This window comes from Paraniabella hibiscisoli, assembly GCF_022512515.1.
GTDB lineage: Bacteria > Bacteroidota > Bacteroidia > Chitinophagales > Chitinophagaceae > Niabella > Niabella hibiscisoli.
The window spans coordinates 2820187-2835997 of the sequence record NZ_JAKWBK010000001.1 but is presented as its reverse complement, the minus strand read 5'-3'; the positions used below and the strand labels follow the sequence as shown (position 1 = coordinate 2835997).

Genomic DNA, 15811 nt, shown 5'->3' with positions numbered 1-15811 from the left:
TATAAATTCCCATCTTTAATGCCTGGTTTATTCTTTACGGTTTAGCCTGGTTTACCGACAGGGAGTCCCTGGCCACAGTCCCCAGCAGATCAACATAATTCAGGTAGATCTTAGCTGTACGTGCGGCGGTTGTTGTATTAGGCTCCACATTAAAGGTTAGACTATTATTGGTTATGGCTACACCTGATATCCATGTACTTCCATCCCCGCTATAAGTAAGGTCCATTTTGTTCAAAGGTAAACTTGCGTCAATAGCAGTGGAAACAAGACCACCTGCCGCAACCGCGCTACAGATGTTGCGGTGATCGCTATTTTCGGAGTGACCAAACCTCTTTGTCCAAGCTTTAGCGTATCCATTTTCCCGGCAGCCTTGAAAACCAATGTTGCGGCCCGTGGATAGTCGTCGGTATTAGCCGGAACTTCAACTATCGCATAAGCGGTACCCAAGCCTGATCCCTTCTGCACAATCACCCAGGGCGCATTGTCTCTGTTTTCCATTGTCCAGTTACGATCCGAATAGACAACGATTTTTGTTGTATCGGCAGGTTGATTCAGAATGATAAACCTTGAATCAAGCGCCAGGTCCGTATTGAAAGTAGTGTCCTCTTTCTGGCAACCGGCCAGCAATAATATGCCGGCAACAAGAAGTAATATTATTCGATTCATCATTTTTTTATTTATTATATGTCTCATTAGTTAATATTCCACCCGAGCGTTCCACCTCGGCCTGCGGTATCGGGTAATACTCGTGGTAAGCACGCAGGTTTGTTTTGATAGTGGCCACTTCATTAGCAGTAGTGGCACTTACGCTGTTAAAAAATCACCCCACCGAACCAGATCCCATTTGCGACCATACTCACCAAACAATTCTCTCGCCCGTTCTTTCTTCAGCTCTTCTAAAAAAGCCTCTTTACCCGGATAGCTGGTCATTACAAAACTGGCCTTGGCTCTTGCTTTTACTTCGTTGATAGCAGACATCGCTGTTTCTTGATCTCCGCTTTCATTAGCCGCCTCCGCCAACATCAGCAGGGCATCGGCATAACGAAAAACTTTCTGGTTATTATTATCCTGCTGCAAACTCATATTGAGACACCAGAATTTCGGCCCCGGCCATGGTTTGCCTGTATAGTTGTTGGATTTAGGCCGGTTAAACCATACACCATTCCAGGTATAGGCCAGCGTTGTATTCCTTCTCGGATCCGTAGTATCATACAGCGAAATAAAATAGTTAGAAGGAGTAGCTGCAGTAAATGTTGTGGTAGTAGTACCCAGCTCAGGAATGTTAACACCATCATAGACAGACGTAGTTCCCGAAGCCCTTGCTGGAGTTAACTGGGTAGCGACATTGGAAATTTTGATGGTGCCCAAATACTGCACTTCAAAAATAGATTCAGGTTTATTTTTATTGCGAAACCAGGTATCGGTTAATGGATACTGTGCCAGTGCTCCGTAGATCGTCTTTAATTTTTGCATGGCATCGATACATACATCCCATCTTTTGTTCCAGAGCGCCAGCTTGCCGATCAGCATGTAGGCTAACGGAGCGCCTATTCTATTATTAGCAATAGACGAGCTTTTTGTTTGTGGCAGGCTTGGAGCCCATTTCTGAAGGTCAGCAATTAAACTATCCCTGGTAGCCGCAGCAGGCATCCGGCCCATTTGTGCTACCTCCATCAGCGCATCAAAACTGGCACTTGCATCACTGGTATAATAAGGCACATCTTTAAATGTACAGGTAAGGATATAGTAATATAATGCACGCAAAGTTGCTGCTTCACCAATCAATGCAGGTTTTTTCGCGGCATCAATAGCGGTTGCATTTTGGATGCCGCGATAGTAGCATTGCAGATCATAATACCACTGTAGGGGTAGGTCCACATATCATCTCCAAATCCGGGATTGGAAGGAGACATTCCAAAAGATTCGTCAACACCGCCTGCGCCCAGATACGCCAGATCTGTCGTGTATTCGGTCATCAGCATCAGTGATCCCCTGTATATGTCAGTAAGTTTAAGATAACAGGCGTTTACAGCCGATTGAGCCTGTGCTTCTGTCTGATAAAAGTTGGTAGCGTTAATAAAACTCTGAGGTTTTTCCTCCAGAAACTTGCTGCAACTGCTAAGACCTACTCCAATGACAACGAGCACAGCAAGTGAAAATATTTTTATCCGTTTCATAATATCTAAAATTTAAGTTCTGCAGTAAAAGTGAGGGTCCTGTTCGGAGGAAATGAGCCGTTATCTATACGACGCAGCGTGGAAGAAGTACCGTTGGTATTCACTTCGGGATCATAGCCTATATAATTTTTCAACAGGAACAGGTTGCTGCCATTTACCGAAAGAGCTAATGATTTCAACTTTGAAGCAGTAAGTTTTGCAAGATCAAAAGTGTAACCAATAGACGCGGCTTTAAAGCGCAGGAAACTGGCATCATACACGAACCGGTCGTTAGGTATATCATCTTTCGAATCAGATCGTGGAATATCAGCATCAGGATTGCGCACCGGATGATACCTGTTCACCATCATCTTCTGCTGGTTTTGAAGGTATACACCTGTCATATTAAACATACCGCCCGGGTAGTACATTTCTCCGCCGATTGAATAGTTGAGGTAAATTGACAGGAATGCTTTTTTATACCGGAATGTATTTTGCCATCCTCCGTACAGGTCCGGGTCTGCATCTCCAAGCATTACCAGGTCATCACTATTCATTAATCCATCATGATTCTGGTCTACATAACGCTGCCGCCCCACAGATAAATAAGCGGCCGATGCTGATACATATTGTTTGTCTGTAGCATTCTTCGTGATTTCGTCCTGGCTTTTCCATACGCCCGCATACTGGAAACCATAAATCGCATTCAGCGGCATTCCATCCTGGTACCCATTAATCATATATTGCGCACCATAAGTGTAGGTGCTGGTAACCACCCTTCCCACTAAACCAATATCCTCTACCATTTGTTGGTTATGGGCAACGGTAAGACTAGTAGCCCAGGATACATTTCTTTTACGCATCACATCATAATTCATCGTTAGCTCAACACCCTTATTGGACGTTTTACCAAAGTTCATTAACCTGGAAGAGAACCCGGTTTGCGTGGGCACCTGCACTGTCAGCAATAAATCGGAAGTATTGCTCTTATAAGCCTCCAGCGTAACATTAAGTCGTTTACGGAATAATGATATATCAAGACCGGCATTATAAGTAGTTGTTTTTTCCCATTTCAAACCGGAGTTTGCCAATCCGGTGGGATAAAATGCTACCGGCTGTATTCCGCCAAATAAATAACCCGATGTTGTAGAACCCAGGCGATCTAAAGACTGGTAACGCGCAATGGCATCATTACCCGATGTACCCGCACTTAACCGGAGAGACAGTTCGGACATTCCGGAATGCTTCATAAAGCTTTCATTCAGCAGGTTCCAGCGGAAACCCGCAGAAGGGAAATAGGCCCATTTATTATTAGACGCAAAATTGGAAGCCCCGTCCCTGCGCAAAGTGGCTGTTAAATAATATTTTTCTGCATAGTTATAATTCACACGGGCCAGGTGTGACATGCGGGTCTGGAGTTCTTTTGCCCCGCTCACGCCGAGGTTTGCTTTGTTTGGAATGGAACCAATATCCCAAAGCGCTGTTTCATCGCTGTAATACCCGCTACCGGTTACTCCGACCCTGTAAAAATTCTGTTTTTGTACAGTAAATCCGTACATGGCATCCAGATTATGACCACTTTGAAAACTATGTTTATACGTAAGCGTATTTTCGTTTAGAATATTATCGTTCTGGCTAATACTTTTGGATGTGGCATTACCCGTGGCAGCGCGGCTGGGCATTGTAGCCAAAATCAGTGCATCAGTGTTGATATCTGATTTGGAGTAAGACACAGAAGAATGCGCAACAACACCTTCAACCGGCATAATATCCAGATACAACATAGTATTCATAGTACCCGTACCGGTTGTATTCTTTCTCATAGTAACCTCATGCATCGGCAAATCTGACACACCACCTGAGTAGTTCTGCGAGTTCCAGCTATTCAGCGTTCCATCTGGGTTATATACCGGAACAACAGGAGCAACACTCGTAAAAGACACACTCCAATTGTTGTAGGCGCCCAGGTAGCGTAAAGGCTGCTCCTGCTTTGTATTGGAGTACGCCATACGAACACCGGTTTTTGCATATTTGCTAAATGTCTGGTCAAGGTTTAAGCGAAACTGAAAGCGCTTCATACCTGTATTGATAATAACACCCGAGCGTCATCATAACCACCGGAAAGATAGTACCGGGTATTTTTATTACCGCCCGAAGCACTTAGTAAATAACTTGAAAAAGGCGCTCTTCGGGTGATCGTTTTTGCCAGTCAGTTCCCTCTCCTAATGCCAGGGGATCAGGATAAGGGTAGTCTTCCAATGGCTTGGTTTGATTAGCCGTACTGGTTAAATAAAAACGATCGTTTAGTAACTGCGCAAATTCAGTGGCATTCATCAGGTCTAAGTAACCTGGCATTTCAGCAAAACCCCGCGATACTTTGAAATTAAAATCGGCCTTCCCTCCCCGGTCTACACCGCCTTTGGTAGTGATGATAATAACCCCGTTTGCACCACGAGAACCATAAATAGCAGTAGCAGACGCATCTTTCAAAACACTGATACTCGCTATGTCCGAAGGGTTCAGGTCATTCAGGTTGTTGATACCATCCATTACGCCATCTACAACATATAAAGGCTCGTTGCTGGCCGAAATGGAGCGGGTACCGCGGATACGGACTGTAGTACCGGAGCCAGGCGTTCCATCAGTAGACATAAATTCGGCACCTGCTATTCTTCCTGCCAACATTTGGTCCACGCGCGTAAGAGGAATATTTTGCAGATCCTGCATTCGTACTGTTGATACAGCCCCGGTCAGATCTGTTTTCTTTACCGTACCATAACCAATAGCCACTACCTGGTCTAGCTCTCTTTCAACCGGCTTTAAACTTATTAATAATGATACATTCGCGTTTGCTTTCAGGGTATACCCTGTTAATGTTTGAGATTCGAATCCCACATAAGAAACTTCAAAACTGTAAGACCCACCCAATGTAAGGTTACTAAACTGAAACATTCCCGATGAATCTGTTTTCGTACCCGTTGCAACTTTTGTCTGGCTATTAATTGCCACTACAGTTACTCCCACCAACGGAGTGTTATCATCATCATTTACCTGCCCTTTCACAACTGCTTGTTGCTGCGCAAACAGCTGTGCATGGCTTAAGAGCAAAAAGATGATACAGAAAATTTGGGGGATTTTTTTAAGCCCCGGTTTAAATAAGCTCATCCGAAAAAATTTTAATTACATAAGCTTATACGATTGATTGCAGCCTACCCCCTGCTGTTAATAATTGTTTAACATTGGAGTAAATGAGCAGATTAAAAGAGAAAAGAGATAATACTTTTGACATTCCCGGTAGCATGAGAAATTAAACAGCATTAATAGTGCTGCCTACGCTTCTAAAAGCCAGGCGGATAGATATTTAAAGATCGGGAAAGGATTTACGGATAAAGTGGAAAAGAATTAGGAAAACGACGGCACATTACATGCAAAGCCGGCCTTAGTTTTTTTTTACGCTATACCCCTCGCTTGTTTTCTCAATCTTCAGATCATTGAGCAGGGCAATAGACTGCAACACTTTGTCAGGACTATCTTCTTTTTTAGTCTCGCCGTAAAAGTCATATTCTTTAACTCGGCCTTATCGTAGCGAATGGTTAGATGGTACATGTTAGAGAACCGGTCGAATACTTTTGCCAGCGGTTCATTTTGAAACCAATAAGATTGCGTGTTGGTGGTACGTGCATCAGGAACAAATATTTTCCCCGGTTTATCTTTGTGGGAAGCAGGAGATGCCGCTATGGCGCCTATTTCCAGTGTTTTATTATATGTAACCGTTTCACCAGGTTTAAGGTAAATATCTTTAAACTTTGAGCCGGCATGTAAGGCCCTCACCACCACGCGCCCCTCCAGCAGGCTCACTTCTATATGATTGCTTTTTTGATGAGACTTTACTTTAAAAACAGTACCCAGCGCAGTAGTTGAAATTGTACCACTGTTTACCACAAATGGCATTTCTTTATTTTTGGCAACATGGAAAACCGCCTCACCAGTAAGAGATACCAGCCGTTTATCTGATGTGAATGTATCCGGATAGGACAAGGAACTGCCTGGCATCAATTCTACTTTCGAACCATCATTTAAGCTGAAGCTTTGATTTAGGCTACCATTATTGATAGTTACCTGCTGCTCCGGTATTCTTTTTTATCATTCACCAATGCCACCGTATTATCTGTGGTTACCGGCCTGTTAACGGCATACCACCCCAATACTACCATTAACAAAACGGAAGCCGCTACCGCCAGTCGCCTTATATAAAAAACAGCAGTTTTCTTACCACGGGTCTGCACACGGACCTTTTCCCAGATAGCACCAGACACTTCAGCTGAAAGAAAGTTTGTCTGTTGAAATTTATTCCATTCATCCTCAGTCATATATTCCTCAAGAGCATGGGGGTTTTCAACCAGCCAATTTGCTATACGGGCCGCTTCCTCTGCGTTACACTGCTGTAAAAATATCGTTTTATGTTGTCTTTTGTATGCAAACTGCTTTTCGCTAAGTTATCCTGCTTTAATGTATACGTTTAAAAAGGTCATTACCCTTGCTGGAAGGCGGAAAATAATATCATAATTTTTAGAAGTAGTAACCAGACAACCGGAAGATGCTCTTTTAACTGCTTTAAAGCTTTGGTAATATGCCCCTCTATGGTCTTTTTTGAGATCAGCATTACTGCTGCGATTTCATTGTGCGACAGACCTTCAAGGCGACTCATTTCAAATACCTTTTTCCGCACCGGTGGCATACGGTCGAGGGTTTGACTTAGTACTGTGTGCATTTCCCCGGTGTCAACTCTTTCTGCAGCATTGTTGAATGACGAATCGGCTCCCTGTTGTTCCAGCACCTTCATAAATGCCGCCGAGTTATTTTGCTGGCGCAATAAGTCGATCAGGGTTGTGGATGCGATCCGGTAGATCTGTGTTGAAATAGTGAAGCCTTCATTTAAACGTTCCCTGTTGTTCCAGAGCTTGATAAAGGTTATCTGAACTGTTTCTTCCGACAGGAATGCAGACCTGGTTTTGGAAAAAATAAAGAAATAGAGCTTTTCATGGTATTGATTAAATACCTGTTGAAAAACAAAGCGGTCGCCATTCCTTATTGCAGTTATGATATTCAAACCGGCGCAAAAATAAAAAATCGGATCACTCCGCTTCACCGGGCGTCAATGGATAATAATTTTTTAATATTGCCCAGGGTCAGCTTCTGCATAAAAGAGCGTAAGCCTCCGGGGACGGCAGTGTTGCCTTACAAAATCTCCAACAACTCTTTTTTAGACAAGCTATTGAAGAAAGAGGCATCGGCTCTCACCAGATCACGGGTTAGCTTATTTTTTTCTTTTGCAGGTTAACGATCTTCTCCTCGATTGTATTTAAACAAATAAGCCTTACGGCTACTACATTTTTGTTTTGTCCTATGCGATGCGCCCTGTCAATGGCCTGGTTTTCTGCAGCAGGATTCCACCAGGGGTCTACCAGGTATACGTAATCTGCTGCTGTGAGATTCAATCCTACCCCACCTGCTTTCAGGCTTACCAGGAACACCCTCATGTCTTCATTGGTTTGAAAATTATGTACGCGGCTGCCCCTATCCTTCGTTTGTCCCGTCAGGTATTCAAATGGTATAGCTTTCTCTTCCAGTTTTGCTTTAACCAGGTCCAGCATTCCAACAAACTGTGAAAACACCAGGATCTTATGCGTGCCGGATTTATTTTCAATTTGCTCCATTAAGAGCTCCAGCTTAACTGCATTGTCCCCAGAATAACCTTCTTTCAATAACGCAGGCGAATTACAAATCTGTCTTAATCTGGTTAGGCCTTTTAAAACATGCATACTGTTTTTATGCACCTCATCGTCATCTACAGTGGAGATAAACTCCCGAAGCTCACGTTCGTAACTATCATACACTTTACGTTGCGCCGCATTCATTTCACAGTAAATAACCATTTCAGTTTTCTCCGGCAACTCCCTGGCCACCTGCTGCTTGGTTCTGCGCAATATAAAAGGTTTTACTTTCTGCTGAAGCTCACCGGCCCTCCTGATAGACTCGAACCTATCAATAGGAATGGAATAAATATCCCTGAAATACTGTTTACTGCCCAGCAATCCCGGGCAGGCAAAAGAAAGCTGCCCGTACAAATCGAATGTATTATTTTCAACAGGCGTGCCCGTTAATACTATCCGGTTCCTTGTATGTAGCTGCGCCGCTGCTTTGTACCTTTCTGAGTCGGGGTTCTTAATAGCTTGCGACTCATCAAGAAAAACATAATTAAAATGAAAGGTTTTCAGAAAGCGAATATCAGACAATAGCATTCCATAGCTCGTTAATACCACATCATATTTCGAAAATGCCGCTACACTTTTTTCCCGGTCTGCACCATGATGTAACCCTACTTTTAGCGAGGGTGCAAACTTATCCAGCTCCTCCTGCCAGTTAAACAATAAGGAAGTGGGCGCCACCACCAGGTTGGTTACCTCCCCATATTTTTGCCGCTGCAATACAATAAATGCGATAATCTGGAGGGTTTTGCCCAATCCCATATCATCGGCCAGGCATCCGCCAAAGTTGAGTTCATCCAGCCAATTCAACCAGTTTAAACCCTGGTGCTGGTAATCTCTTAATACAGCATTTACACCATCGGGAGCAGCCACTTCCGGAATGTCTCCTATTTCTGAAAACTTCTTCTCATAATCGGCCATTTCTTTCTGCACTTCTTCACTCAACTCTTCCATTTCGAACAACTCGTTCACCTCTGCAAAATTAGCCTTGGCTATTTTTATCAGCTCCCCTTCCATATTTCCCACCTGGAAGTAACGGGTAAATTTTTTAATCCAATCAGCAGGTAATATACCGTGGGTACCATCGTCCAGTTGTACGAATTTGCTTTTATTCCGGATGGCCCTGTGTACCTGTTTCAGCGTAGCTTCGTTGGCTCCAAAACCTATTTTCATCTTTGCGTTAAACCAATCCGTGCCACTGATCACCCTGATAGTGATCCGGGCTTTGTGAGGATTGAGTTGATTCTTTGTAAGATCATTAAAGCCCAGTATCGTAATACCCTCATTCCTCCATGTTTCAAAAGCATCCAGGAACCAGTTATCATCTAAAAACAGATTTTTATGCAGGTAGAAGTATTCATGCTCTTTGGCCTGTTCCTTAAAATCCGGTGCTGCTGCATGATGACAGAGGTAAACTGCAACTCCGCGGCCACATCTCTTTCTACTTTAAAAGTGTTGCCATTTTGATCAGTCCCGAATATTTGTTTGCGCGAATACACAGGCACTTCTGCCATTCCATATTTCATTACCGGGCTAATGGAAATAAATTGACCTTCCTGGCGCAGGTAGATGATCCTTTCTTTTTGAAATTCCTGCTCCTCTAACTGGGCAGGGGTGGCGGTATGAATATAGCTATAGTTGATTTGCACTATTGATTCCAACGGTGCCAATACCGATTGTAAAAACCCATCGTACCGGGATGCATGTACCAGTACAATTTCATTATTAGACTTAAAAAATTGAATCACCTGCAACAAATCAGGATTATCTATTAAATAAAAGATCTGCCGGTGATCAATAAAATACTCGTTTCTTATGACCAGGTCTTTAAAAGGCAAAGCAATATGTCCGAATAACAGCTCGCCGGTTATTTCATAAAAAGGTTCTTTTTGAAAGACTGTTAGTTTTATTTCAGGTTTTAAAATATTTAAGGTGATGCGGCGCAGCGATTTAGCGGAAATGTTTTCAGCAATATCCTTGTCATGAAAGTAAGTCTCCATTTGCAGCGGATTGCCAACTACCTGCCTTAATGCCTCCAACTCCTTATTGATATGATCTGCTTCATATTTATTTTGAAAGGCGGCAATAGCTGTATAGAATTTTATTACAGCGGCATCGACCGATCTCCAGGCTAGTTGCATTGGGTCTATATCCATCAACGGATTCTTGATCTTTCCAGACCGGGTACGATCCGCGCCCATCAGCATAAAATTCAACTGGTTATAGTAGCGATGCCTGCACAAGATGAGTATTTGGCTCTCCTCTTCACCCTGTGCCGCCAATTCTTTTATATGCGATTTCGGTTGAGGGACCAGCTCTTTCTGCAAAGCCTGATTATCTATTTTCAAAAGCCCCTTTAACTTCGGTTCAATATTAACCTGACCATTGCTATATAGCAGCCCGAAATAGGCATCCAGATTGGGCTCTTTTCCAAGACCATATTCTTTGGCAATTGCCATTAAAACAGAACGGCGCAAAGGAGTATCGAAAAATACACGAAAGTTCTTTTGCTCCAGTATAGCATAAATTACCTCCGCCTGGTGATTGCACAACCTACCCGATTGATTATTGCAGGAGCAGGAAGTATAAAGGGAATCATTTAGCTGGCTCAGGGTAACTTCAGGAAATGAAGCTTCAGGATTATTTTTTGAAAACACGCCGGTGTTTAACTCAATAATCAAAGGATAAACATCCCGGAAATTGTTCTGCTCTATAAAACCTGCTTGAGCAGTATGCTTCAGCAGATCATATACCGAAAGCGTACTGATATTTGCTCCTCCAGGATGTATTCGTTCAACAAACTCATGATCGGTTGTCTAAAGCACTAAGTATTTTACTGTACAAATGTTTACAAAACAATTTTATAAAATCAAGACGTAGAAAAGGTCGCGCTCAATGACCATCGCCTGAAACTGGCTCCGGCACAGCCTTTGAACGCGCTCTCGTTGCCAGCCAGCAAAGTATCGAACCGGCACAAACCATTATAGCACCTTGCCAGAAAGACAAACCCAATGGAGTAGCCAAAAGTACTGACGATAGCGCAGATGATAAAACCGGAATAAAATAAGAGGCTCCTGTTAGCATCGTTACGTTACCACCCAATATCCCTACGTTCCAGGCCGCATAACCAAATCCCATTGCGCAGGCAGCGAGCACCAGGTAGATAACTGATGATACTGAAAAATGCATCCCGGTCGTATCGCCGATTAACCCATACTTTACCCATAATGCAACCGCCACTAACATAAAAAACAAGGTAATGCCATTCACACCTTTTGCGATGCGAACCGTAACCACGCAGTAAGCGGCCCATAGTATAGCCCCCAGGAACGCCAGGCCATAACTCAGTGGGTTGGTTTGAATATTGCTGAGCATCTCTCCGATATTTAGTCCTTCTTCGCCTCCTAATACCCAAATAATACCCAGCATAGAAATAACAATGCCTGGGAAGATCAGCCAATTCGCTTTTTTGCCGGTAAAAACAATGGTTGCCACCATGGTGAAAGTAGGCCATAGGTAATTGACCATTCCTACCTCAATGGCCTGTCTGCTATTTTGAGAATAACCTATGGACAGTGCCAAACACAATTCGTAAGATACCATGAGCAAAGCACCGTATACCAGGTATTTTTTCGGAAATTTTTGAATGGGGATCCACTTAACTGTAAATAGTAAAAACAGGGAGGCTACTGTATAAATCAGGGCGGCGCCACCCGTAGCGCCAAAAGAATGGCTCACTTCTTTTATTAGCCCTACAATAGAACTCCACAATAAAATACCACAAAACCCAATAGCCGTTGCTCTCGTATACTTATTCATTCTAAAAACCCGCTTTGTAATTACTTAGCGAAAGTAATAAAAGCAAATTCAGTAAAGCGAGGAGCAGATCGATTTGCCATGTTAACGCATATTTATTACATCCGCAGAAAGGCCAGCCCAACCTGCTATTTCGCCGCTAAAACACCGCAACTGACCGGCAATTTATCGACCATTACCTTTTTCCCTTAGAAGCAGCGCCTTATTTAATTTAACTTTTAGGGTTTAAACCGTAAATACATCCCTGTATGAGACAATATATTATCCTGGCCTTGTTGTTAACGGGCACTATTCCGGCCTTTTGCCAGTTACCGGCCGATCAGATCTCAACAATTCTTAAGGATGCTGTTAATAGCAAAAGAAGCAAGAGCATCATTGTAGGCATTATTGATTCAACCGGCAGAAGCATTTACAGCGAAGGTGTGCTCAGTGATCAAAACCCGGCAAAACCCGATGCGAACACTATTTATGAAATTGGCTCCATCACTAAAGTATTTACTTCGCTTATACTGGCTGACATGAGCTTGGAGGGACAGCTCCGTCTTGAGGATTCCATATCAAAATTTTTACCTGCACAGGTTAAAGTCCCTGTTAAAAACGGGAAGGAAATAACATTACTGAATCTGTCCACGCACACTTCCACTTTCCCGAGATTTCCTTTTAATGTAGATCCTGCAAACCCTGATGCTCCTTATGCAGATTACAGCATCAGCAAACTATATGAATACCTTTCAGCTTACCAACCGGATATGGATTTTGGAACAAAGTGGCGTTACTCTAATACCGCTTATGGCTTATTAGGTAACATACTGACGACGATAGCGGGAGAAAAAGATTATGAGCGATTGATTATTGACAGCATTTGCAAGCCCTTAAAAATGAAAAGCACTGTAGTAACCCTTACCCCGGCCTTGTTAAAGAATACGGCCACCGGTCACTCGGAATGGGGCCAGCCGGTTGGATTTCTACATTTATCTTCATTGGATGGCGCAGGTGCGTTTCTTTCCAATGTAAATGATCTCCTCAGCTTTGCTACCGCCAACCTGGGCTGGACGCAATCTGATTTATACCCTGCAATGGAGCTTACTCATAAAAGCCAGATAAAAAAGAAGCCGGTGGCATCGACTATGCTACGATGGGCTGGACACTTTGGCAGGACCAAGGCAGAAATATTGTTTTCAAAGATGGCGGCACTCCGGGTTACAGGACTTTCATCGGCATCGACAAAGTAAAAAAATTTGCAGTAGTGGTGCTTTCCAGCTCTAACAATGGCATCACCGATATCGGAACACATATCATAGATACCAACGCTAAAATCAATACCTATCACTATCCATGGAATTTGCTCGACACTTTAAGGCTAACAGTCAACGAGCGCTCAACCGAAGATGCGATTCGCTTGTACCAGGAGTTAAAAGCAAATAAACAGCCTGGTTACTTATTTGACGAAAACCAGTTGAATAACCTGGGGATTGAGTTAAGAAGGAAAAAAAATATTAAGGCGGCCCTTAAAATATTCAATTAAATGCCACTGAATATCCTAATGCCGTGATTGTATACGAAAGCCTTGGTGAAACCTATAAAAGAAATGGCAATCGCCCAAAAGCAATCGCAGCTTTTGAAAAAGCACGGCAATTAGATCCGCGAAATCCACATTGGGATTATATTCTGAGCAAACTCTCCCGTTAACATACATCATATCAGTTCAATCAATACCCTGAGTACATGCGTTTGAACTTTCGTGTTCCGGTATTGTTATTTATTAACTTTGAATGTACTGATCTGGTAAAGTTAAAAAGGTGATGCATGTGTAGGCACTAGCATCCCGGAAGGAATTATAGATGAAAAAATAGGATTTTTATCTTTTGGTCACTGGGCCAATCACCCGGCTTATAGTACCAAAACTGCGAGCGACACTTTGCTGCAGTCTATCGATTTGGCAGTGGCTGCTGAAGAATTAGGCATGGATGGTGCTTATTTCAGGGTACACCATTTTGCCCAACAACTGGCCTCGCCCTTTCCTTTATTGGCTGCTATAGGCGCGAAAACCAGTAAAATCGAAATAGGCACCGGCGTCATTGACATGCGTTATGAAAACCCGCTGTATATGATTGAAGATGCCGGCGCTGCCGATTTAATATCCGGCAGGCGACTACAACTCGGCATTAGCAGGGGTTCGCCCGAGCAGGTAATTGATGGATGGCGTTATTTCGGTTATGAACCAGCCGAAGGAGAAACTGATGCGGATATGGGACGCAGGAAAGGATTAGAGTTTTTGAGAAGTTGAGCGGTGTCGGATTTGCGGAGCCGAATCCTAACCCGATGTTCCCTAATCCGCCAGGATTACTTCCTGTGGAGCCATTTTCTTTAGGCTTACAGGATCGTATCTGGTGGGGCTCGGGATCAGATTCAACGGCTATCTGGGCAGGTAAAGTGGGTATGAACCTGCAGAGCTCGACCCTTAAATTTGATGAAAGCGGTAAGCCATTTCATATACAGCAGGCAGAGCAAATCAGGCTGTTCAGACAAGCATGGAAAGAAGCAGGGCATGAAAGGGAACCAAGGGTTTCTGTAAGCCGGTCTGTTTTTGCCATCGTGAATGACCTGGACCGCCGTTATTTTGGTCATGAGGCCAGCCGAACCGATAAGATCGGTTTCATCGAGGCCGACAAGCGGGCTATTTTTGGCAGGAGCTATGCCGCCGAACCCGATCAATTGATAGAAGAGCTAGCTAAAGATGAAGCGATACAGGAAGCAGATACGGTTTTATTAACCATCCCCAATACCCTTGGCGTAGATTATAATGTGCATGTACTTTCTTCGATACTGGAACATGTAGCACCCGGGCTGGGATGGAGATAAACAGATACAATTTCAATGGTTAATAAGATCCGCTACAAAACTAAAATTGTTATTATAGGCGCCGGGCAGGCAGGTCTGTCCGCTGCCTATCATCTTAAAAAGCAGGGATTAGAAATAGGTCCCGATTTTATCATCCTCGATGAAGCGCCCCATGCAGGTGGCGCCTGGCAATACCGTTGGCCTTCGCTTACATTGAGCACCGTAAACAGGATCCATGACCTACCTGGTATGTCATTCGAAAAAACGATCGAAACGAATGAAAAAGAAGTACAGGCCAGTGTAGCGGTACCTCACTATTACAATCTCTATGAAAAGCAAATGGGTATCCGGGTATACCGGCCCCTAAAAGTAGATCATGTTTATTTACACGAGGACCGATTTCATATAAATTCCTCGCAAAACCTGTTCTCCTCTTTAGGTATCATTAACGCAACCGGCACCTGGGAAAATCCCTATATCCCAGAGTATCCAGGTTCTTCTCTCTTCCGGGGTGAACAACTACATACCAAAGATTTTAAAACAGCGGAATACTTCAAAGGCAAACATGTAATTGTGGTAGGCGCGGGTATTTCTGCCATTCAGTTGCTGGATCAGATCTCGAAGGTAACCACTACTACCTGGGTCACCCGGCGCCCTCCGGAGTTTAGAGAAGGCCCCTTTGATGATGTAGCTGGTCATAATGCAGTAGCAATGGTAGAAGAAAGAGTGAGAAAAGGGTTGACGCCTTTATCTGTGGTTTCTGTAACAGGCCTTCCCCTTTCAGCAGAGGTAATTGACATGAAAAACAGGGGTGTTTTACAACGCTTACCTATGTTTAGCGAAATTACCGCTGATGGCGTAAAATGGGCAGATGGAACAGAACAACAGGCAGATGTCATTTTATGGAACACCGGTTTTAAAAGTGCCCTGGATCATTTAAAACCTGTTTTACCAAGAGAGGAGGCAGGGGGCATCCTTATGGGAGGCAGACTGGCTACCATGGTTGTTAAAGAGCCTCATATTCACCTGGTGGGCTATGGGCCTTCGGCATCCACAATTGGCGCCAACCGGGCGGGAGGAGCGGCAGCAAGAGAATTAATGAAGGAACTTAGTATTCATTAAACCCGCCATTTCCCAACACCGCTGAGTTGGTTATTCTACGAACACCTGGCGTTTCTAAGATCTGACAAGACTTTTCTGAGTTCGGCTTCTGTGTTAACATATATAGCA

Annotated in this window: 18 protein-coding genes; 6 read left to right on the top strand and 12 right to left on the bottom strand. The window is 43.6% G+C overall.

What is annotated here, in order from left to right; genetic code table 11:
• Nucleotides 1-34 precede the first annotated feature (34 nt).
• The 12 genes from MKP07_RS17790 to yddG all read right to left on the bottom strand — a co-directional run bounded on the left by MKP07_RS17790 (nucleotide 35) and on the right by yddG (nucleotide 11743).
• Complete coding sequence (locus MKP07_RS17790; RefSeq protein WP_240850918.1) at nucleotides 35-226, bottom strand: BACON domain-containing protein; 192 nt, start codon at nucleotides 224-226, stop codon at nucleotides 35-37.
• 5 nt (nucleotides 227-231) lie between these two features.
• Complete coding sequence (locus MKP07_RS17785; RefSeq protein WP_240848380.1) at nucleotides 232-669, bottom strand: BACON domain-containing protein; 438 nt, start codon at nucleotides 667-669, stop codon at nucleotides 232-234.
• A gap of 135 nt (nucleotides 670-804) precedes the next feature.
• Nucleotides 805-1785 carry a RagB/SusD family nutrient uptake outer membrane protein gene (locus MKP07_RS17780; RefSeq protein ID WP_240848379.1) on the bottom strand — a complete coding sequence of 327 codons (981 nt, stop codon included), beginning with the start codon at nucleotides 1783-1785 and terminating at the stop codon, nucleotides 805-807.
• Complete coding sequence (locus tag MKP07_RS17775) at nucleotides 1782-2177, bottom strand: hypothetical protein (protein ID WP_240848378.1); 396 nt, start codon at nucleotides 2175-2177, stop codon at nucleotides 1782-1784. The genes MKP07_RS17780 and MKP07_RS17775 overlap by 4 nt, the downstream gene beginning before the upstream one ends.
• 5 nt (nucleotides 2178-2182) lie before the next feature.
• A complete protein-coding gene (locus MKP07_RS17770; RefSeq protein WP_240848377.1) occupies nucleotides 2183-4234 on the bottom strand; it encodes a SusC/RagA family TonB-linked outer membrane protein in 2052 nt (683 codons plus the stop codon).
• A gap of 82 nt (nucleotides 4235-4316) precedes the next feature.
• A complete protein-coding gene (locus MKP07_RS17765; RefSeq protein WP_240848376.1) occupies nucleotides 4317-5321 on the bottom strand; it encodes a TonB-dependent receptor plug domain-containing protein in 1005 nt (334 codons plus the stop codon).
• A gap of 318 nt (nucleotides 5322-5639) precedes the next feature.
• On the bottom strand, nucleotides 5640-6269 hold the full coding sequence (locus MKP07_RS17760; RefSeq protein ID WP_317236045.1) for a FecR family protein: 630 nt from the start codon (nucleotides 6267-6269) through the stop codon (nucleotides 5640-5642).
• Between the two features lie 2 nt (nucleotides 6270-6271).
• Nucleotides 6272-6526 (bottom strand): hypothetical protein, encoded by a 255-nt coding sequence (locus MKP07_RS17755; protein WP_240848374.1) that lies wholly within the window; start codon nucleotides 6524-6526, stop codon nucleotides 6272-6274.
• Nucleotides 6527-6687: 161 nt separating this feature from the next.
• Entirely contained in the window at nucleotides 6688-7266 is a 579-nt protein-coding gene (locus MKP07_RS17750) for a sigma-70 family RNA polymerase sigma factor (RefSeq protein ID WP_240848373.1), read from the bottom strand.
• 202 nt (nucleotides 7267-7468) lie between these two features.
• Nucleotides 7469-9130 carry a DEAD/DEAH box helicase gene (locus MKP07_RS17745; RefSeq protein WP_240848372.1) on the bottom strand — a complete coding sequence of 554 codons (1662 nt, stop codon included), beginning with the start codon at nucleotides 9128-9130 and terminating at the stop codon, nucleotides 7469-7471.
• A 119-nt stretch (nucleotides 9131-9249) separates the two neighbouring features.
• Nucleotides 9250-10581: a hypothetical protein gene (locus tag MKP07_RS17740; RefSeq protein ID WP_240848371.1), complete on the bottom strand. Its 1332-nt coding sequence runs from the start codon at nucleotides 10579-10581 to the stop codon at nucleotides 9250-9252.
• A 235-nt stretch (nucleotides 10582-10816) separates the two neighbouring features.
• Nucleotides 10817-11743, bottom strand: coding sequence for an aromatic amino acid DMT transporter YddG (gene yddG, locus MKP07_RS17735; RefSeq protein ID WP_240848370.1), 927 nt, complete (start codon nucleotides 11741-11743; stop codon nucleotides 10817-10819).
• Nucleotides 11744-11988: 245 nt separating this feature from the next.
• On the opposite strand from yddG, the gene MKP07_RS17730 reads away from it, so the two are divergent.
• From MKP07_RS17730 to MKP07_RS17710, 6 genes are all read left to right on the top strand, one after another.
• Nucleotides 11989-12972 carry a serine hydrolase domain-containing protein gene (locus tag MKP07_RS17730; protein ID WP_240848369.1) on the top strand — a complete coding sequence of 328 codons (984 nt, stop codon included), beginning with the start codon at nucleotides 11989-11991 and terminating at the stop codon, nucleotides 12970-12972.
• 14 nt (nucleotides 12973-12986) lie between these two features.
• Nucleotides 12987-13265: a hypothetical protein gene (locus tag MKP07_RS17725; RefSeq protein WP_240848368.1), complete on the top strand. Its 279-nt coding sequence runs from the start codon at nucleotides 12987-12989 to the stop codon at nucleotides 13263-13265.
• 23 nt (nucleotides 13266-13288) lie between these two features.
• Entirely contained in the window at nucleotides 13289-13429 is a 141-nt protein-coding gene (locus MKP07_RS42675; RefSeq protein WP_394803581.1) for a tetratricopeptide repeat protein, read from the top strand.
• A 229-nt stretch (nucleotides 13430-13658) separates the two neighbouring features.
• A complete protein-coding gene (locus tag MKP07_RS17720) occupies nucleotides 13659-14027 on the top strand; it encodes an LLM class flavin-dependent oxidoreductase (RefSeq protein WP_240848367.1) in 369 nt (122 codons plus the stop codon).
• The gene (locus tag MKP07_RS17715) at nucleotides 14024-14602 is read left to right on the top strand and encodes an LLM class flavin-dependent oxidoreductase (RefSeq protein WP_240848366.1); all 579 of its coding nucleotides are present in this window, start codon (nucleotides 14024-14026) and stop codon (nucleotides 14600-14602) included. Before MKP07_RS17720 ends, MKP07_RS17715 begins: the two co-directional genes overlap by 4 nt.
• A 15-nt stretch (nucleotides 14603-14617) precedes the next feature.
• Nucleotides 14618-15703, top strand: coding sequence for an NAD(P)-binding domain-containing protein (locus MKP07_RS17710; protein ID WP_240848365.1), 1086 nt, complete (start codon nucleotides 14618-14620; stop codon nucleotides 15701-15703).
• Nucleotides 15704-15811 lie beyond the last annotated feature (108 nt).

Coding starts and splice junctions, on each gene's coding strand:
- MKP07_RS17790 (WP_240850918.1), bottom strand. CDS start 226: ATGGACCTTACTTATAGCGGGGATGGAAGTACATGGATATCAGGTGTA.
- MKP07_RS17785 (WP_240848380.1), bottom strand. CDS start 669: ATGATGAATCGAATAATATTACTTCTTGTTGCCGGCATATTATTGCTG.
- MKP07_RS17775 (WP_240848378.1), bottom strand. CDS start 2,177: ATGAAACGGATAAAAATATTTTCACTTGCTGTGCTCGTTGTCATTGGA.
- MKP07_RS17770 (WP_240848377.1), bottom strand. CDS start 4,234: ATGAAGCGCTTTCAGTTTCGCTTAAACCTTGACCAGACATTTAGCAAA.
- MKP07_RS17765 (WP_240848376.1), bottom strand. CDS start 5,321: ATGAGCTTATTTAAACCGGGGCTTAAAAAAATCCCCCAAATTTTCTGT.
- MKP07_RS17755 (WP_240848374.1), bottom strand. CDS start 6,526: ATGACTGAGGATGAATGGAATAAATTTCAACAGACAAACTTTCTTTCA.
- yddG (WP_240848370.1), bottom strand. CDS start 11,743: ATGAATAAGTATACGAGAGCAACGGCTATTGGGTTTTGTGGTATTTTA.
- MKP07_RS17730 (WP_240848369.1), top strand. CDS start 11,989: ATGAGACAATATATTATCCTGGCCTTGTTGTTAACGGGCACTATTCCG.
- MKP07_RS17710 (WP_240848365.1), top strand. CDS start 14,618: ATGGTTAATAAGATCCGCTACAAAACTAAAATTGTTATTATAGGCGCC.